The sequence below is a fragment of the Kitasatospora sp. NPDC032150 genome, from assembly GCF_055579945.1.
This window is the reverse complement of sequence record NZ_JBVIMH010000003.1, coordinates 104,687-121,524: the sequence shown is the minus strand read 5'-3', so window position 1 is coordinate 121,524 and position 16,838 is coordinate 104,687. Positions and strand designations below refer to the sequence as shown.

The window sequence follows — 16,838 nt, the reverse complement described above, 5'->3', positions numbered from 1 at the left end:
GTCTCATTTCCTCGAGTCGGTGAGCTTGGTGGGGAGGGCGGAGGTGCGGATCTGCTCCACCATGCGCAGCAGGGCCCGGCCGCCGAGCTCCGCGCACTCCACCTCGGGATCCAGTGCCAGCAGGTGGCGGACACTGTCCGTCCACCGCACCGGCTCGACGAGTTGGTCGCACAGCAGCCGGAGGGTCTCGCTCGGCTGGTAGGGGCGTCCGGTGACGTTGGCGATCACCGGTGTCTTCGGCTCGGCGAAGCTGAAGTCCCGCAGGAACGCCTCGAACTCGGCGCGGGCCGGCGCCATGTAGCGCGAGTGGAACGGTCCGCTGACCCGCAGCGGCGCATGGCGCACGCCTCGGCGCTCCAGCGCGGCGTGCGCGGCGGGCAGCAGGTCCAGCGGCCCCGCGATGACGATCTGTGCATCGGTGTTGAAGCCGGCCAGGTCGATACCCTCTACGCCGTCCTGTTCGAAGATCTCCAGCAGGCGCTCGGCCGCGACGTCCTTGACCGCCGTCATCCCGCCGCCGCTGGCGGCCGCCATCAGCTCCGCGCGCTTCTTGACCAGCTGAAGGCCGGTCTCGAAGTCGAAGACCTCCGCCGCCAGCAGGGCGTTGTACTCGCCGATGCTGTGGCCGAGGTAGCAGTCCGCGGCCCGCTCCTCGCGGCGGGTGCGCTCGAACAGCTGCAGCGCCTGGACGGTGTAGAGGGCCGGCTGGGTGTACCGGGTGCTGGCGAGCAGGTTCTCGGGGTCGTCGCGACAGAGCGCGGCCAGGTCGTAGCCCAGCAGATCGCAGGCGAACCGGGTGAGCCCCGGATAGCAGTCGAAGAGATCCGCACCCATGCCTCGGAACTGCGCCCCCTGTCCGGGGAAGAGAATCGCAAACACCATGACGTCTCTCAGCTCGATACCAACAGTTCGGCCGCGCCGCGGCTGCCGCCGGTCAACACCGGCAGGGACCAATGTCGAGGAGCCCGATCAATGTCGGATCTTCAACTGCTCCACAGCGGCGACGGCCGAACAGCAGGCGCGGTGCGGCCGGGCCTGAGCGGGGACGCCAGAAGGGCCCGAGGACGGGTCCAGGACGGGTCCAGGACGGGTCCAGGCCGGATTCAGGCCGGATTCAGGCCGGATTCAGGCCGGATTCAGGCCGGATTCAGAAGGCGAGCACCTGCCCGTCGGCCGGGCGGTGACTGCGCGAGCGGCGCAGATCCGCGGCCACGAAGGTGCGCTGCAGCCAGCGGTCCCGGCCGTCGTAACGCGGCACGAAGGCCGAGCGCCCGTGCACCGTCACCCGGTTGTCGACGATGGCCAGATCCCCTGGGGCGAGCCGCACCGGGCGGTAGGAGGCCTGGAAGAGCGCCGAGAGTTCGGCCATGGCCGCCGCGGCGGGCGCGCCCAGCGGCTTGGTCGCCGCCTCGTCGATCCGCAGCACCGGGTCCTCCTCGCTGTGCGCCAGTACCGCGTGCGGGCGCCCGCCCTCGCCGGCGGCGAAGGACGGCGGCGCGGCGGTCTCGAAGTTGGGTCCGCTCAGCGCGGCCAGTGCGGCCGCGCTCAGCCGCGGCAGCACCTGACGGGCCGAGCAGAGGCGCAGTTCGGCCTGCTGCTCGTGGTCCGCCCGCAGGCAGAGCAGCAACACGTAGTCCGGGCGGTGCTGGTGGAAGGCGTTCTCCACGTGGAAGGTGAGCCGGGTCGAGCCGGCGTTGCCCTGGAAGTCCTCCAGCCCCGGCACCGGGACCACGTCCTGGACGAGCGCGCCGGCCTTCTCCTGCCGGTAGGCGATCGGGTCGCCGAGACCGTGGGCGATGAGCATCAGGACGGCAGCGGGCAAGGTGGCGGTGCGCTGGACCGAGCCCCGAGCGGTCGGGGTGGGCGGGACGGCGGCCACCTCGATCGGCAGTCCGCGCAGCAGCAGCGCGCCGGGTGTGCCGGAGTCACGTCTGAACTCCGTGAGAGTTCGCCGCAGTTCGGTCGGTGCGTCGGCCCAGGCGTGCCGCACGGCGTGGACCCACTGCGGGGAGTCGATCTGGCCGTCCGCCACGCTCAGCAGCTCGCGCGCGAGCTCCTCGAGCTCAGCCGAGGCCACCGGGTCGAGAGTCAGCTCGTCGGTCCGGGTCGGTTGGGCGAGTGTCATTCGGGGTTCCTTTCGGAAAGCGGGGTTCCCTTGGAGCGGATCAGCCGCTCGGATGCAGCTCGACCGGCAGGCTCTTCAGAAAGCGGAAGTTGATGCTGTCCAACCACCGCAGCTGCGGATCCGTCAGGCGCAGCTCCTGACTGCGGCACAGCAGGGTGGCGACGGCGATGTCGATCTCCGCCAGAGACAGGGCCGCGCCGAGGCAGTAGTGGATCCCGTGTCCGAAGGAGAGCTGGTCGCTCGCCTTGCGGGTCACGTCCAGGGCGTCCGGGTCCGGGTAGCGCAGCGGATCGCGGTTGCCTGCGCCGAGTACCAGGGTGACCGACTCGTCCCGCTTGATCAGGTGCCCGCCGACCTCGATGTCCTCCAGCGCGATCCGGGTGGTGAACTGCACCGAGCTGTCGTAGCGCATGAACTCGTGCGCCGCGTTCGCCGACAGCTCCGGCTCCGCGCGCAGCCGCCTCGCCTGCTCGGGGTGCTGGATCAGGGCCAGCACCGCGTTGGCGATCAGGTGCGTGGTGGTGGCCTGCCCGGCGTCGATGAGCAGCAGGAAGTTGGCGAAGACCTCGTCCTCGGTGAAGTCCGCCGCTTCGAGCTGCCCGGCGATCACCTCGCTGAACCGGTCGGTGGCGGTACCCGCCCGACGCTGGTCGGCGACCTGGTCGAAGGCGGTGCGCATCGCCTGGAGCCGACCGAACTCCCGGGTGGACTGGCTGAACAGCTCGTGCAACAGGCTCTGCCAGTCCGCCAGCAGGTGGGCGGCCTCCTGCGGGACCCCGGAGAGGTCGCTGATCAGGCCGCGGGCCAGCGGCTCCGCGTAGTCCTTGACGATGTCGAGCCGGCCCCCGCCCTGCTCGATCGCCCGGTCCAGCAGGGCATCGGCCAGTTGCTGGATCGCCGGACGCATCGACTGGATGAAGCGCGGGGTGAGACCGGGCTTGATCAGGCCGCGCAGCCGGGTGTGCCTGGGCGGCTCGTTGAAGAGCATCATGTCCGAGAGGGTCTGCGCCAGCGGCGCCATCTCCGCCTGCGCGGCCGCCGGGAGCTGCTGGTGGAAGTCGCGGATCCGGGCGCCGGACAGCCGCCGGTCCTTGCCCAGCCGGGTGATGGTGGCGTGGTCCAGCACCACCCAGCTGCGCATCAGGTCGTCCCAGTAGACGGGGCTGCGCTCGCGCAGGATGCGGTAGAGGCCGTAGGGGTCGGCCGTCCACTCGGGGCGGAACCCGTCCAGCAGGCTCTGGGCGTTGTCGCCGGGCAAGGGATTCTCCTCGGTAGTAGTGGTTGGCGGGCCGCCAGGGGCCTGTCCGGCGGATCTTGCCGGACAGGCCCCTGGCCGATCGGCCGTCAGCCGAGCTTCTCGGCGAGCACGGCACCGACCCTCGCGATCGGCTCCGGTTGGGTGAGCGCGCCGTGCGTGCAGGCGACCTCGTAGGCCGTCACCGCCCCTGACACGTACGGGTGCCAGTCCGCGGGCTGCGGGGCGTTGGCGGGTCGGCCGAGGGTGGCGGTGAAGTGCAGCACCTCACCCTGGTAGACACCCGCGGCACCGGCTCTGGCCAGCCGGTCGTTGGCGGCGAACACCGCACCCAGGGCGCGCACTTGCTCTTCGTCGAGCCCGGACAGCGGGCTGCCCTCGGTGCGCAGCACCTCAAGGAGGCGGGCGGGATCCAACGGCTGTTCGTGATCGGCGTCGTAGCCGATCGACTCCAGCAGCACCGCCAGGGTCTGCGGCGCGTCGGCGGCCAACTCGGGCCCGGTGGCGCCGGGGTAGCTGTCGAGCAGCGCGAGCAGCTCCACTTGCTCGCCGGCGGCCTGGAGTTGGACGGCCATGGCGTGCGCGACCACGCCGCCGAACGACCACCCGAGCAGCCGGTAGGGGCCGGTGGGCTGGACGGCTCGGATCTCGGCCAGGTAGTCAGCGGCCATCTCGGCCACCGTGGCGGGCAGTTCGTCGGACCGGGTGAGTCCACGGGCCTGCAGGCCGTAGACCGGGCTGTCGGGATCGAGGTGACGCAGCAGGCCGGAGTAGACCCAGGAGATCCCGGCCGCCGGGTGGACGCAGAACAGCGGCGTTCCCGAGCCCCGCGGGCGCAGCGGGAAGAGCACGTCGAGCGAGTCGTCAGCGCCGCCGCTGTGCAGCTGCCGGGCCAACTCGGCCACGGTGGGCCGGGTGAACAGGTCGCGGATGGTGACCTCCAGACCCAGCACCGAGCGAATCCGTCCGGTCAGCCGGGCGGCGAGCAGCGAATGGCCGCCCAGGTCGAAGAACCCGTCGTCGATTCCCACGGACTCCAGCTCCAGCACTTCGGCGAAGAGCGAGCAGAGCACCTCCTCACGCGGCGTGCGCGGTGCCCGGCCGCTGGGCGTCGCGCCCGATTCCGGTGCCGGCAGGGCCTTTCGGTCCACCTTGGCGTTGGTGGTCAGCGGCAGCTCGTCCAGCACCACCACGGCCGACGGCACCAGGTACTCCGGCAGCCGGCGGCCCAGCGCCGCGCGCACCTCGGCCGGATCCAGCACCCCCTCGGCGACCACGTAGCCCACCAGGCGCCGGTCGCCCGGCACGTCCTCGCGGACCATGGCCGCACTCGCCCGCACCCCCGGGTGGGTCAGCAGCGCCGCCTCCACCTCGCCCAGCTCGATCCTGAAGCCGCGCAGCTTGACCTGGTCGTCGACCCGGCCCACCGACTCCATCCGGCCGTCGGCGCACCAGCGTGCCAGGTCCCCGGTGCGGTACATCCGTTCCCCTGGCTCGAACGGGCTGGCCACGAAGCGGCCCGCTGTCACCCCCGGTCGACCCAGGTACCCGCGGGCGACCGCAGTGCCCGACACGTACATCTCACCGATCACCCCCACCGGAACCGGCTGCAGGTAGTCGTCCAACAGGTGGACCCGGGTGTTCCAGATCGGCCGTCCCAGCGAGACCGAGTCCCCGGTCAGCGCCTGTCCCGGCTCGGCGCGGAACTCCATGCAGCCGACCGTGGTCTCGGTGGGGCCGTACTCGTTGACCACCGCGGCCCCGGGGTTCTGCCGCCGCCAGGCCTCCAGCGCCCCGGTCAGCAGCAGCTCGCCGCCCAGCGACAGCGTGCGGGTGGGTGAGACACCCGCCAGCTCGGTCAGCAGCGGCAGATGGCTCGGGGTCGCCTTGACGAACGCCGGCGGCGCCCCGGCCGTCACCTGCGGATCCAACTCGCCCAGGTCAACGGTTCCGCCGCTGAGCAGCGGCGCGTACAGTCCGGTCACCGACAGGTCGAAGGCCAGCGAGGAGTGCAGCAGGGTGCGCTCCTCCACTCCGGGATAGGCCTGCACCGCCCAGCTCAGGTAGTTCACCAGCGAGGTGTGCTCGACCACCACACCCTTGGGTCGCCCGGTCGATCCGGAGGTGTAGATGACATAGGCCGGTTGGCGGACATCGACCGCGCCGAGCCGATCGGCGTCCGTCAGGTCGGTTGCGGCCAGCGCGGACAGCTCCCCGACGGCCTCCTCCAGCACCAGCACCGCAGCCGCGCTCGACTCCGGCAGCACCGCCTCGACCTGACGCATAGTCAGCATGAGGACCGGACGGGCGTCCTCCAGCATGAACGCCACCCGCTCGGCCGGGTACTGCGGATCCACCGGCAGATACCCCGCCCCCGCCTTCAGCACCGCCAACGCCGCGACCACCGCCTCCACCGAACGCGGCAGCACCAGCGCCACCAACGACTCCGGACCGGCACCGCGCGAGACCAGCAGCCGCGCCAGACGGTTCGCCCGCGCGTTCAACTCCGCATACGAGAGGGACTCATCGCCGCAGACGACCGCCGGCGCGGTGGCCGAGCTCATCACCCGCTCCTCGAACATGCTGGGCAGCGTCGCCGGCGCGAGGGGCGCCGAGGTGTCGTTCCACTGCGCCAGCCGCTGCCGCTCCTGGTCCGAGAGCAACTCCACCGCACCGACCCGCACGCCCGGATCGGCCGCCACCGACTCCAGCACCCGCACCACGCAGTCCAGCAGCCACTGCGCGGTGGAGCGGTCGAACAACGCGGCGGCGTACTGCAGCGAGGCTCGCAGGCCGCCGCTGCCGTCGGCCTCCTGCGCGGCGGACTCCGAGAAGAACAGGGCCAGGTCGAACTTGACCGCGTCCCAGCGGAGCGGCTCGGGTGCGGCGTCGAGGCCGGGCAGCCGAAGGCGCGGCTCATCAACGCTGTCCAGCTGAACCAGGACCTGGAAGAGCGGGTTGCGAGCGAACGACCTGGGCGGGTTGATGACTTCGACCAGCCGCTCGAACGGAACGTCCTGGTTCTCATAGGCCCCCAGGTCCACCTCCCGCACCCGCACGAGCAGTTCACCGAAGGTCGGGTTGCCCGACACGTCCGTGCGCAGCACCAGCGTGTTCACGAAGAAGCCGACCAGCTCTTCCAAGGCTGCGTCGGTGCGGCCCGCCACCGGCGTGCCGAGCGGGATGTCGGTGCCCGCGCCCAGCCGCGACAGGGTGACGGCGAAGGCAGCCTGCAGCACCATGAAGAGCGTTACGCCGTGCCCGCGGGCAAGCGCAACCAGGGCCTGATGCACCTGCGGCTCGAACTCGGTCCACACCGAGCCGCCCTGGTACGAGGCCACCTCCGGACGCGGCCGGTCCACCGGGAGCGCCAGCTCCTGCGGCAGCTGTGCCAACGCCTGCCGCCAGTAATCCAGCTGACGTGACAGCCGGCTCTGCGGGTCGGTCTCGGACCCCAGCAACTCGCGCTGCCACAGGGTGTAGTCGGCGTACTGCACCGGCAGCGGCGACCACTGCGGCGGCGCACCGGCCGCGCGCGCCTCGTAGGCCACCGCCAGGTCCGTCAGCAGCGCGGCCCACGATCCGCCGTCGTTGGCAATGTGGTGCAGCACCAGCAGCAGGACCCTTTCCTGGCAACCGAGTTCGAAGAGTTCGGCGCGCAGCGGGAGCTCCACGGTGAGGTCGAAGCCGTGGCCGGCCGCCGCCTCCAGGGCGCGTGGCAGTGAAGCCTCGTCACAGCTGCTCACCCGCAACGCGATGTGGGCGTCCGCGCCCTCGGCGATCAGCTGGGCGGGCTCACCGTCCAGCTGCGGGAAGGTGGTGCGCAGCACCTCGTGCCTGGCGACCAGGTCGTTGATCGCGGCCTCCAGTGCTGCGGTGTCCAGCGGCCCGCGCAGCCGCAGCGCGAGCGGAGTGTTGTAGGTACCGCCCAGTTCCTCGAACCGGTTGATGAACCAGAGCCGCTGCTGCGCGAAGGAGAGCGGCAGCGCACCGTCGCGGGGCATCGGCGCCAGGGCGGGCCGCTGCCCGGCGCGGGCGTCCAGGATGGCCTCCAGCGCGCCGACGCTGGGGTTCTCGAACAGGTCGCGGATGCCGACCTCCCGGCCCAGCACCGAGCGGATCCGCCCGGTCAGCCGGGTGGCGAGCAGCGAGTGCCCACCCAACTCGAAGAACCCGTCGTCCACGCCCACCGAGACACCCGCCGACGCGAGGCCGAGCACCTCGGTGAAGAGCGAGCAGAGGATCTCCTGGCGCGGCGTGCGCGGCGCCCGACCACTCGACGAAGCGGTGAACTCCGGCACTGGCAGCGCCTTGCGGTCCAGCTTCCCGTTCACCGACAACGGCAGCTCCGCGAGCACCACCACCGCGGCCGGCACCAGGTAGGCCGGCAGTCGGTCCGCCGCGAACTCCCGTACCGGAGCCGGAAGTCCACTCGTCTCCACGCCCTCGGCGGGCACCACGTAGGCGACCAGTCGAACGTCCCCCGGGGTGTCCTGACGCGCGATCACCGCCACCTGCGCCAGCTGCGGGTGCGCGGCCAGCACGGCCTGCACCTCGCCGGGCTCGATCCGCTGGCCGCGGATCTTCACCTGGTCGTCCGCCCGCCCCAGGTACTCCACCTGACCGTCCGCCCGCCACCTGGCGATGTCCCCGGTGCGGTACAGCCGGGAGCCGGGCGGCCCGAACGGGTCCGCGACGAAGCGCTCCGCCGTCAGGGCGGCTCGCCCGACGTACCCGCGTGCCAACTGGATCCCCGCCAGGTAGAGTTCGCCGCCAACCCCGACCGGAACGGGGCTCAGCGAGTCGTCCAGGACGTGCACCCGGGTGTTGGCGATCGGCGCGCCGATCGGCACCGAGCCCACCGTCTGGTCCGGGCGGCACTGCCAGGCGGTGACGTCCACCGAGGCCTCGGTGGGCCCGTAGAGGTTGTGCAGCTCCGCGCCCGGCAGCAGCTCGAAGAACCGCTGCTGGGCCGGTAGCGGCAGCGCCTCGCCCGAGCAGATCACCCGCCGCAGGCTCAGGCAGTGCCCGACCGTCGGCTCGGCCAGGAAGGACTCCAGCATCGAGGGCACGAAGTGCGCCGTGGTCACCGCCTGTTCGCGCACCAGCGCGGCAAGGTAGCCCGGGTCGCGGTGCCCGCCGGGCCGCGCCAGCACCAGCGTCGCGCCGGTCAGCAGCGGCCAGAAGAACTCCCAGACCGACACGTCGAAGCCGAACGGCGTCTTCTGCAGCACCCGCTCGCCTGGCTCCAGGCCGCCGTAGGACTGCATCCAGTGCAGGCGGTTCACGATCCCCTCGTGCGGCACCAGCACGCCCTTGGGACGCCCGGTCGAGCCCGAGGTGAAGAGCAGGTACGCCGGGTGCCCCGGCAGCAGCTCAGCGCGTTCGGCCGCGCTCGGCGTGCCGCCGGGCAGGCTCGCCAGCGCTTCGAGGGTCGCGGGCCCGTCCAGTGTGATCCGCGCCTGCTGCGCCGGCAGCACCGCACCGAGCGCCGCCGAGGTCAGCGCCACCTGCGCGCCCGCGTCGGCGAGGCTGTGCGCGATCCGCGTCCGCGGGTGCTCCGGATCGACCGGCAGGTAGGCGCCACCCGCCTTCAGCACCGCCAGCAGCGCCACCACCAGCTCGACGCCGCGCTCCAGGCAGACGGCGACGATCGACTCCGGGCCCACGCCCTCGCCCAGCAGCAGGTGCGCCAGCCGGTTCGCCCGCGCGTCCAGCTCCGCGTACGAGACCGCCAGGCCCTCGAAGACCACGGCCGTCGCGGCCGGGGTGCGCGCCACCTGGGCCTCGAAGAGCCCTGGCAGCGTCCCTTGCTCGACCGCGACGGCGGTGTCGTTCCACTGCGCCAACTGTTGCCGCTCCTGGGCCGACAGCAGCTCCACCGCGCCCACCCGCAGACCCGGATCGGCCGCCACCGACTCCAGCACCCGGGTCAGGCAGTCCAGCAGCCACTGCGCCGTGCCGGGGTCGAACAGCTCGGCGGCGTACTGCAGCGAGGCCGTCAGCCCACGCGCCGCGCCCGCCTCGTCGCGCACCTCGGCGAAGAAGACGCCCAGGTCGAACTTGGCCGCGCCCCAACCGAACCGCTCGGGCTCGGCCTTGACCCCGGGCAGCTCGAAGCCCGCCCCGCCGAGGTCCTCCAGCTGCACCAGGACCTGGAAGAGCGGATGGCGGGCGGCCAGACGGGCCGGATTGAGCGCCTCGACCAGCCGCTCGAAGGGCACGTCCTGGTGCAGATACGCGTCCAGGTCCACCTCGCGCACCCGCGCCAGCAGTTCACGGAAGGTCGGGTTGCCCGACAGGTCGGTGCGCAGCACCAGCGTGTTGACGAAGAAGCCGACCAGCGGGTCCATCGCCTCGTCGGTGCGCCCCGCCACTGGCGTACCCACCGGGATGTCGGTGCCCGCGCCCAGCCGCGACAGCAGCAGGCAGGTGGCGGCCTGCAGCACCATGAAGAGCGTCACGCCGCTCTCGCGCGCCAGCTCCACCAGTGCCCGGTGCACGCCGGCGTCGTACTCGGCCCAGACCACCGCTCCCTCGTGCGAGGCCACCGCGGGGCGCGGCCGGTCCACCGGCAGCTCCAGCTCCTCCGGCGCGCCCGCCAAGGCGCCGCGCCAGTAGTCGAGCTGACGGCTCATGAGACTGTTCGGATCGTCCTCCGTGCCCAGCAGCTCCCGCTGCCACAGCGTGTAGTCCGCGTACTGCACCGCCAGCGGCGCCCAGTCCGGCTCGCGGCCCACCAGGCGTGCCTGGTACGCCTGCGCCAGATCGCGGAAGAGCGGTGCCCAGGACCAGCCGTCGGTGGCGATGTGGTGCAGCACCAGTAGCAGCACCGACTCCTCCGCGCCGAGGACCAACAACCGAGCCCGCAGGGGCGGTTCGCCCGACAGATCGAAGGGGCGGCGGGCCTCGGCGTCCAGCTCCGCAGCCAGCGCGCTCGACTCGCAGGCGGTGACCGCCAGTTCGATCGGCGCCGCGTGCGGCTCCAGCACCACCTGGAAGGCCTCCCCGTCGGCCTCCGCGAAGAGCGTGCGCAGCACTTCGTGGCGGTGGACCAGGTCGTTGACCGCACCCTGCAGCGCCTGCGCGCTCACCCGCCCGTGCAGACGCAGCGCGATCGGGGTGTTGTAGGTGCCGCTCGGGCCCTCGAACCGGTCGATGAACCAGAGCCGCTGCTGCGCGAAGGAGAGCGGCGTGCGCGCGGGGCGCGGCCTGGCCATCAACGCCGGCCGCGCCTGGGCGCCCTGGGCCAGGTACTCGGCGAGCAGCGCGGGCGTCGGCCCGGCGAACAGGTCGCGGATGCTCAGCTCGGCGCCGAGCACGCTGCGGATCCGGCTGATCAGCCGGGTGGCGAGCAGCGAGTGCCCGCCCAGGGTGAAGAAGCCGTCATCCACGCCCACCGTGTCCAGCGCGAGCACCTCGGCGAAGAGTGAGCAGAGGATCTCCTCGCGCGGCGAGCGGGCCCGGCGCTCGGTGGCGGCGCGGGTGTACTCGGGGGCGGGCAACGCCTTGCGGTCCGCCTTCCCGTTCGGCGTCACGGGCAGCGCCTCCAACACCACCACCGCGCCCGGCACCAGGTACTCCGGCAGTCGCCGGGCCAGTGCCGCGCGCACCTCGGCGGGCTCCACCGTGCCGTCGGCCACCACGTAGCCCACCAGGCGCGGGTCGCCCGGGGTGTCCTCACGGACGACGGTCGCCGCGGCCCGCACCCCAGGGTGCGCCAGCAGCGCCGCGTCCACCTCGCCCAGCTCGATCCTGAAGCCGCGCAGCTTGACCTGGTCGTCGGCCCGGCCGATGAACTCCAACTGACCGTCGGGACGCCTTCGGGCCAGGTCGCCGGTGCGGTACAGCCGCTCCCCCGGCTCGAACGGGCTGGCCACGAAGCGCTGCGCGGTCAGTTCGGGGCGCGCCAGATAGCCGCGGGCCATCCCGGCACCGGCCAGGTAGAGCTCGCCGACCACCCCGACCGGCACCGGGCGCAGGTAGCCGTCCAACAGATGGACCCGGGTGTTCCAGATCGGCCACCCGATCGGCGGGGTGGCCGAACCCTCCAGCGGCGGGCTCATGGTGGCGCACACGGTCATCTCGGAGGGACCGTAGGCGTTGATCAGCCGTCGGCCCGGCGCCCAGCGGCCCACCAGCTCACCGGGGGCCGCCTCGCCGGCCAGCACCAGGGTCACCCCGGTCGGCAGGCTGTCGTCGGGCTGGCCGGCGAGGGCGGCCGGGGGCAGCGTGAGATGGGTGACGCCCTGCTGCGCCACCAGATCGGCCAGTGGTCGGCCGGGCAGCAGACGGTCGGCGGGGGCCATCACCAGGGTGGCACCGGTCAGCAGCGCCGTGCCCCACTCGGAGAGGGCGGCGTCGAAGCTGAGCGAGGCGAACTGCAGCACCCGGCTGCCCGCTTCGATACCGAACCGCTCGGCCTGCGCGCCGACCAGGCCGGCCACGCCCTGGTGGGTGACCACCACGCCCTTGGGTCGCCCGGTCGATCCGGAGGTGTAGATGACATAGGCCGGTTGGCGGACATCGACCGCGCCGAGCCGATCGGCGTCCGTCAGGTCGGTTGCGGCCAGCGCGGACAGCTCCCCGACGGCCTCCTCCAGCACCAGCACCGCAGCCGCGCTCGACTCCGGTAGCACCGCCTCGACCTGACGCATAGTCAGCATGAGGACCGGACGGGCGTCCTCCAGCATGAACGCCACCCGCTCGGCCGGGTACTGCGGATCCACCGGCAGATACCCCGCCCCCGCCTTCAGCACCGCCAACGCCGCGACCACCGCCTCCACCGAACGCGGCAGCACCAGCGCCACCAACGACTCCGGACCGGCACCGCGCGAGACCAGCAGCCGCGCCAGCCGGTTCGCCCGCGCGTTCAACTCCGCATACGAGAGGGACTCGCCCTCGAAGAGGACCGCGACCGCGTCCGGGGTGGCCGCCACCCGCGCCTCGAAGAACTCCGTCAGCGTCCCCGACGCGACCTGAACCGCGGTGTCGTTCCACCGCGCCAACTGCTGCCGCTCCGGCTCCGACAGCAGCTCCACCGCGCCCACCCGAAGACCGGGAGCGGCCGCCACCGCCGCCAACACCCGTGCCACGCAGTCCAGCAGCCACTGCGCGGTGGCCGGGTCGAACAGATCGGCCGCGTACTCCAGCGAGGCCCGCAGCGCTCCGCTGCCATCGCCCGCCTCTAGGAAGGTCAGGCTCAGGTCGAAGGTCGACCTGTCCCAGCCGATCTCCTCGAACTCCACGCTGACACCGGGAAGTTCCAGGTGCGTCTCGCCGATGTTCTGCAGCTGCAGGTGGACCTGGAACAGCGGGTGGCGCGCGTTGTCCCGCTCCGGGTTGAGCAGCTCCACCAGCCGCTCGAACGGAACGTCCTGGTTCTCGAAGGCTCCCAGGTCCACCTCCCGCACCCGCGCGAGGAGTTCATCGAAGGTCGGGTTGCCCGACAGGTCGGTGCGCAGCACCAGCGTGTTGAGGAAGAAGCCGACCAGGTCCTCCAGGTCCTCGTCGGTGCGCCCGGCCAGCGACATCCCCACCGGGATGTCAGTACCCGCGCCCAGCCGGGACAAGGTGGTGGCCAGCGCGGCCTGCAGCACCATGAAGAGCGTCACCCCACGGTCCTGGGCAAGCTCCAGCAGCGCCCGGTGCACCCCCGCGTCGAACTCGCCCCGCACCACCCCGCCCCGGTGCGAGGCCACCGCCGGGCGCGGCCGGTCCACCGGCAGCGTCAGCTCGGTCGGCAGAGCGGCCAACGTCTCCTGCCAGTAGGCCGACTGCCGGCGCAGCACGCTTTCCGGGTCGCTCTCGGCCCCCAACAGTTCCCGTTGCCACAGCGTGTAGTCGGCGTACTGCACCGGCAGCGGCTCCCAGTCGGGCGCCGCACCCGCCAGTCGCGCTCGGTAGGCCTGCGCCAGATCCCGGAACAGCGGTGCCATCGACCAGCCGTCGGCGGCGATGTGGTGCAGCACGAGGAGCAGCACCGACTCCTCGGGACCCGCCACCAACAGGTGGGCCCGCAGCGGAAGTTCCTTCGCCAGGTCGAAGGGGTGGCCGGCCGCGCGGGAGAGCGCGGCGGCCAGGCCCGCCCCGCCGTACTCCTCGACGGCCAACTCCAGGGTGAACTCGTCCGGTTCCAGGATGTGCTGGTACGGCTCGCCGTCGGCGTCCGGGAAGACCGTCCGCAGGGACTCATGCCGGCCCACCACGTCCACCAGCGCCGCCCGCAGTGCCACCGCGTCCAGCGGTCCGCGCAGGCGCAGCGCTATCGGGCTGTTGTAGGTACCGCTCGGCCCCTCGAAGCGGTTGACGAACCACAGGCGTCGCTGCGCTGGTGACAGGGGAATCATGAGGCTGTGGGCTCCTTCTGACGCGGCTTCTGGCACAGCAACGGACACCGTCTCCGGCCCCTTTCTCCATTCGATATACGACGCATCAACATCCGGGCCGCCGTTCGCCGCCGCGGGGGCGTCCCGGCGGGCGGCGGCCATCGGACGCGGATCGAAAGGAGATCGAGGGCCGGGAGAGTGTCCGCGGAAGCGGTGCCGGTCACGCGAGCGTCCGGCCTGCCTGAATCCAGTCACGTCATCCAGTCACGATGCAGTTGTGATCCGGTCACACCTTGTGACGCCAATCGCCCCAGTCACGCACGGAAGGCGCATGCCATGACCTCTGGTCCGACCAGGCCGGGTGCCGCCGAGGAGCGGTCCCTGCCGCTGCTCGTCCCCCCGCCGCACCCGGGTGCCGACCTCGTCGCCTGGGCGGCCGAGGCGCAGCAGGAGCTGCGCGACGGTCTCCTGCAGCACGGCGCCCTGTTGCTGCGCGGCTGGCAGGTCCCCTCGGTCGCGGTGTTCGAGGAGTTCATCCGCACCGCGGTCGGCGAGCCGCTGGCCTACCAGCTGCGCTCCTCGCCCCGCCACGCAGTGGCCAACAACGTCTACACCTCCACCGACCACCCGGCGGACCAGCCCATCTTCCTGCACAACGAGCAGTCCTACGGCCACACTTGGCCGCGCTACATCGCTTTCCACTGCGTCACCGAGCCGGCCACCGAGGGCGCTACCCCGATCGCCGACCTACGCCGGGTCACCAGCCGGGTCCGGCCCGGGATCATCGAGGACTTCGCCGAGGGCTACCAGCTCGTGCGCCACTTCCACGAGGGCATGGGCCTGTCCTGGCAGACCACCTTCGGCTGCGACACCCCGGAGGAGGTCGAACGGATCTGCGCCGAGCACGACATCCACTGCGAGTGGCTGCCCGAGGGGCTGCTGCGCACCCGCCAGCTGCGCCCGGTCACCGCGGCGCACCCGGTCACCGGTGAGCGGCTGTGGTTCAACCACCTGACCTTCTTCCACCCCACGACGCTGGAGCCGGCCGTCCAGGAAACCCTGCTGGCCGCCTTCTCGCCCGACGAACTGCCCTATGACACCCGCCACTTCGACGGTTCGCCGATCGACCCCGCGGTGGTCGCCGAGCTCCGCGCTGCCTACCGGGCCGAGAGCGTCAGGTTCTCCTGGCAGCGAGGGGACATCCTGGTGCTGGACAACATGCTCACCTCGCACGCCCGCGAGCCGTACACCGGCGAGCGTCGGATCGTCGTCGCCATGGCCGAGGCCACCCAGCGGGAAGGAGTCCACGCATGAGTGACACCACCGCAGCACCGCTCGACCTCCTGGAGCGGCTGCGCCTGACCGTCCGGCAGACCCCGACCCGCCTGGCCGTCCACGGCTCCGACGGCGAGTTGGACTTCAGCCAGCTCGACCGCCGAACCCGCCGGCTCGCCGCCGAACTGCGCGCCCAGGGGGTCCGGCGCGGCGGCCGGGTCGGGGTCTGCCTGCCGCGCGGCAGCCGGCTGGTGGTGGCGCTGCTCGCCGTGTGGCGGGCCGGCGCGGCCTACGTACCGCTGGACCCGCACTACCCGCGTCGCCGCCTTGAGCAGGTGGTCGCGGAAGCCGGGCTGCAGGCACTGGTGACCGAGGGAGAGGCGCACTTCGCACCCGTCGGTGTGCCGGTGATCGAGCCGAGCACGCTGGACCCGGACCAGCCCACCGCGCCGCTGGACCCGGACCGGCCGGCCGGTCCGCTGGATCCGGCCTACGTCATCTTCACCTCCGGCTCCACCGGCACCCCCAAGGGCGTCGAGGTGACCCGCGGTGCTGTCGCCTCGCTGACCGCGGCACTGGAGCAGGCGGCGGTGTACGCGCCCGAGCCGCGAGTGGTCGCCTGGAACGCCAGCGCGGCCTTCGACGCCTCGGTCCAGCAGTGGATCAGGGTCTGTCGCGGCGACACCCTGGTCGTACTCGACGAGGCGGACCGCCTGCACCCCTCGCGCCTGGCCACCGTGCTGACCCGCCACCAGGTGGACGATCTGGACCTGACGCCCTCGCACTGGGAGGTGCTGCGCGAGGTGCTGCTCACCCCGCGCGCGGACGGCCGCCGACTACGGCTGCTGATCGGCGGCGAGCCAGTGCCCGAGCACACCTGGCGGGAGCTGACGGCCGCCACCGAGCAGGGCGTCCTTTCGGCGGTGAACCTCTACGGCCCCACCGAGTGCACGGTCGACTCCACTGCGGCCTGGATCGCGGGCGGCGAGCCCTCGATCGGCCGGGAGCTGCCCGGCGTCCGGCTGTACGTGCTGGACGACGAGCTGCGCCCGGTACCCGACGGAACCGCGGGCGAGATGTTCATCGCCGGCACCCGCCTGGCCAACGGCTATCTGCGCCGCCCCGCACTGACGGCACGGCACTTCGTCGCCGACCCGTTCGGCGCCCCGGGCACCCGGATGTACGGCACCGGTGACCGGGCGCTGCGCCGGGCGGACGGCGAGCTGGAGTTCCTGGGCCGGCGCGACCGCCAGGAGAAGATCCGCGGCCACCGGGTCGAGCTCGGCGAGGTGGAACGCGTACTGGAGCGCCACCCTCAGGTGGCCACCGCACACGTCGTGGTTCGCCGCCGAAGCACGGCCGAGGTCGAGCTGGTGGCCTACGCCACCGCGGCCGGGCCGGTGGCGTTGACGGCTGAGCAACTGCGGCAGCACGCCACCGAGGTACTGCCCGAGTACATGGTGCCCGCCGCCTTCGTCCCGCTCGCCGCCATGCCGCTGACCGCCAACGGCAAGATCGATGCTGCCGCGCTGCCGCAGCCCGCGTCCTCCTCGACCGCACCGGGCGACCCACTGGGCGAGCTGGTGACTGATGACATCGCGACGTTGACGGCGCAGCTGTGGACCACCGTCCTCGGGCGGGCCCAGGTCCGGTCCGGTGACGACTTCTTCGCGCTGGGCGGCCGCTCCCTGACCGCCCTTCGGGTGCTGAAGGACCTGAAGGACACCCTGGGGCTGCCGCTGTCGATCAGGGACATCTACCGGTATCCGAAGCTGGACGACCTGGTCGCCCACCTCGAAGCGCTCCGCGGCACCGCCTCCCGGGGCGACTGACCACCCACCTACGAGAGGACCGC

5 protein-coding genes and 1 pseudogene are annotated in these 16,838 nt (G+C 72.3%); 2 read left to right on the top strand and 4 right to left on the bottom strand.

All coding sequences use genetic code 11. The annotated features are described in order from the left end of the window. Nucleotides 1–3: 3 nt before the first annotated feature. The 4 genes and pseudogenes from ACZ5ON_RS04910 to ACZ5ON_RS04895 form a co-directional block, all read right to left on the bottom strand. Complete coding sequence (locus tag ACZ5ON_RS04910; protein ID WP_465585598.1) at nt 4–882, bottom strand: ACP S-malonyltransferase; 879 nt, start codon at nt 880–882, stop codon at nt 4–6. Between the two features lie 265 nt (nt 883–1,147). After that, on the bottom strand, nt 1,148–2,125 hold the full coding sequence (locus ACZ5ON_RS04905) for a TauD/TfdA family dioxygenase (protein WP_465585596.1): 978 nt from the start codon (nt 2,123–2,125) through the stop codon (nt 1,148–1,150). Nucleotides 2,126–2,165: 40 nt separating this feature from the next. Then, on the bottom strand, nt 2,166–3,383 hold the full coding sequence (locus ACZ5ON_RS04900; RefSeq protein ID WP_465585594.1) for a cytochrome P450: 1,218 nt from the start codon (nt 3,381–3,383) through the stop codon (nt 2,166–2,168). Nucleotides 3,384–3,469: 86 nt separating this feature from the next. After that, nucleotides 3,470–13,729: pseudogene (locus tag ACZ5ON_RS04895) on the bottom strand (non-ribosomal peptide synthetase); the annotation flags it as partial. Nucleotides 13,730–14,044: 315 nt separating this feature from the next. Between ACZ5ON_RS04895 and ACZ5ON_RS04890 the strand changes: the two are divergent. Then, complete coding sequence (locus ACZ5ON_RS04890) at nt 14,045–15,022, top strand: TauD/TfdA family dioxygenase (protein WP_465585591.1); 978 nt, start codon at nt 14,045–14,047, stop codon at nt 15,020–15,022. Then, a complete protein-coding gene (locus tag ACZ5ON_RS04885; protein ID WP_465585589.1) occupies nt 15,019–16,815 on the top strand; it encodes a non-ribosomal peptide synthetase in 1,797 nt (598 codons plus the stop codon). Before ACZ5ON_RS04890 ends, ACZ5ON_RS04885 begins: the two co-directional genes overlap by 4 nt. Nucleotides 16,816–16,838: the final 23 nt, after the last annotated feature.

What these genes read in the sequence shown, in the direction of transcription:
- ACZ5ON_RS04910 (WP_465585598.1), bottom strand. Translation starts at nt 882, where the DNA reads ATGGTGTTTGCGATTCTCTTCCCCGGACAGGGGGCGCAGTTCCGAGGC.
- ACZ5ON_RS04905 (WP_465585596.1), bottom strand. Translation starts at nt 2,125, where the DNA reads ATGACACTCGCCCAACCGACCCGGACCGACGAGCTGACTCTCGACCCG.
- ACZ5ON_RS04890 (WP_465585591.1), top strand. Translation starts at nt 14,045, where the DNA reads ATGACCTCTGGTCCGACCAGGCCGGGTGCCGCCGAGGAGCGGTCCCTG.
- ACZ5ON_RS04885 (WP_465585589.1), top strand. Translation starts at nt 15,019, where the DNA reads ATGAGTGACACCACCGCAGCACCGCTCGACCTCCTGGAGCGGCTGCGC.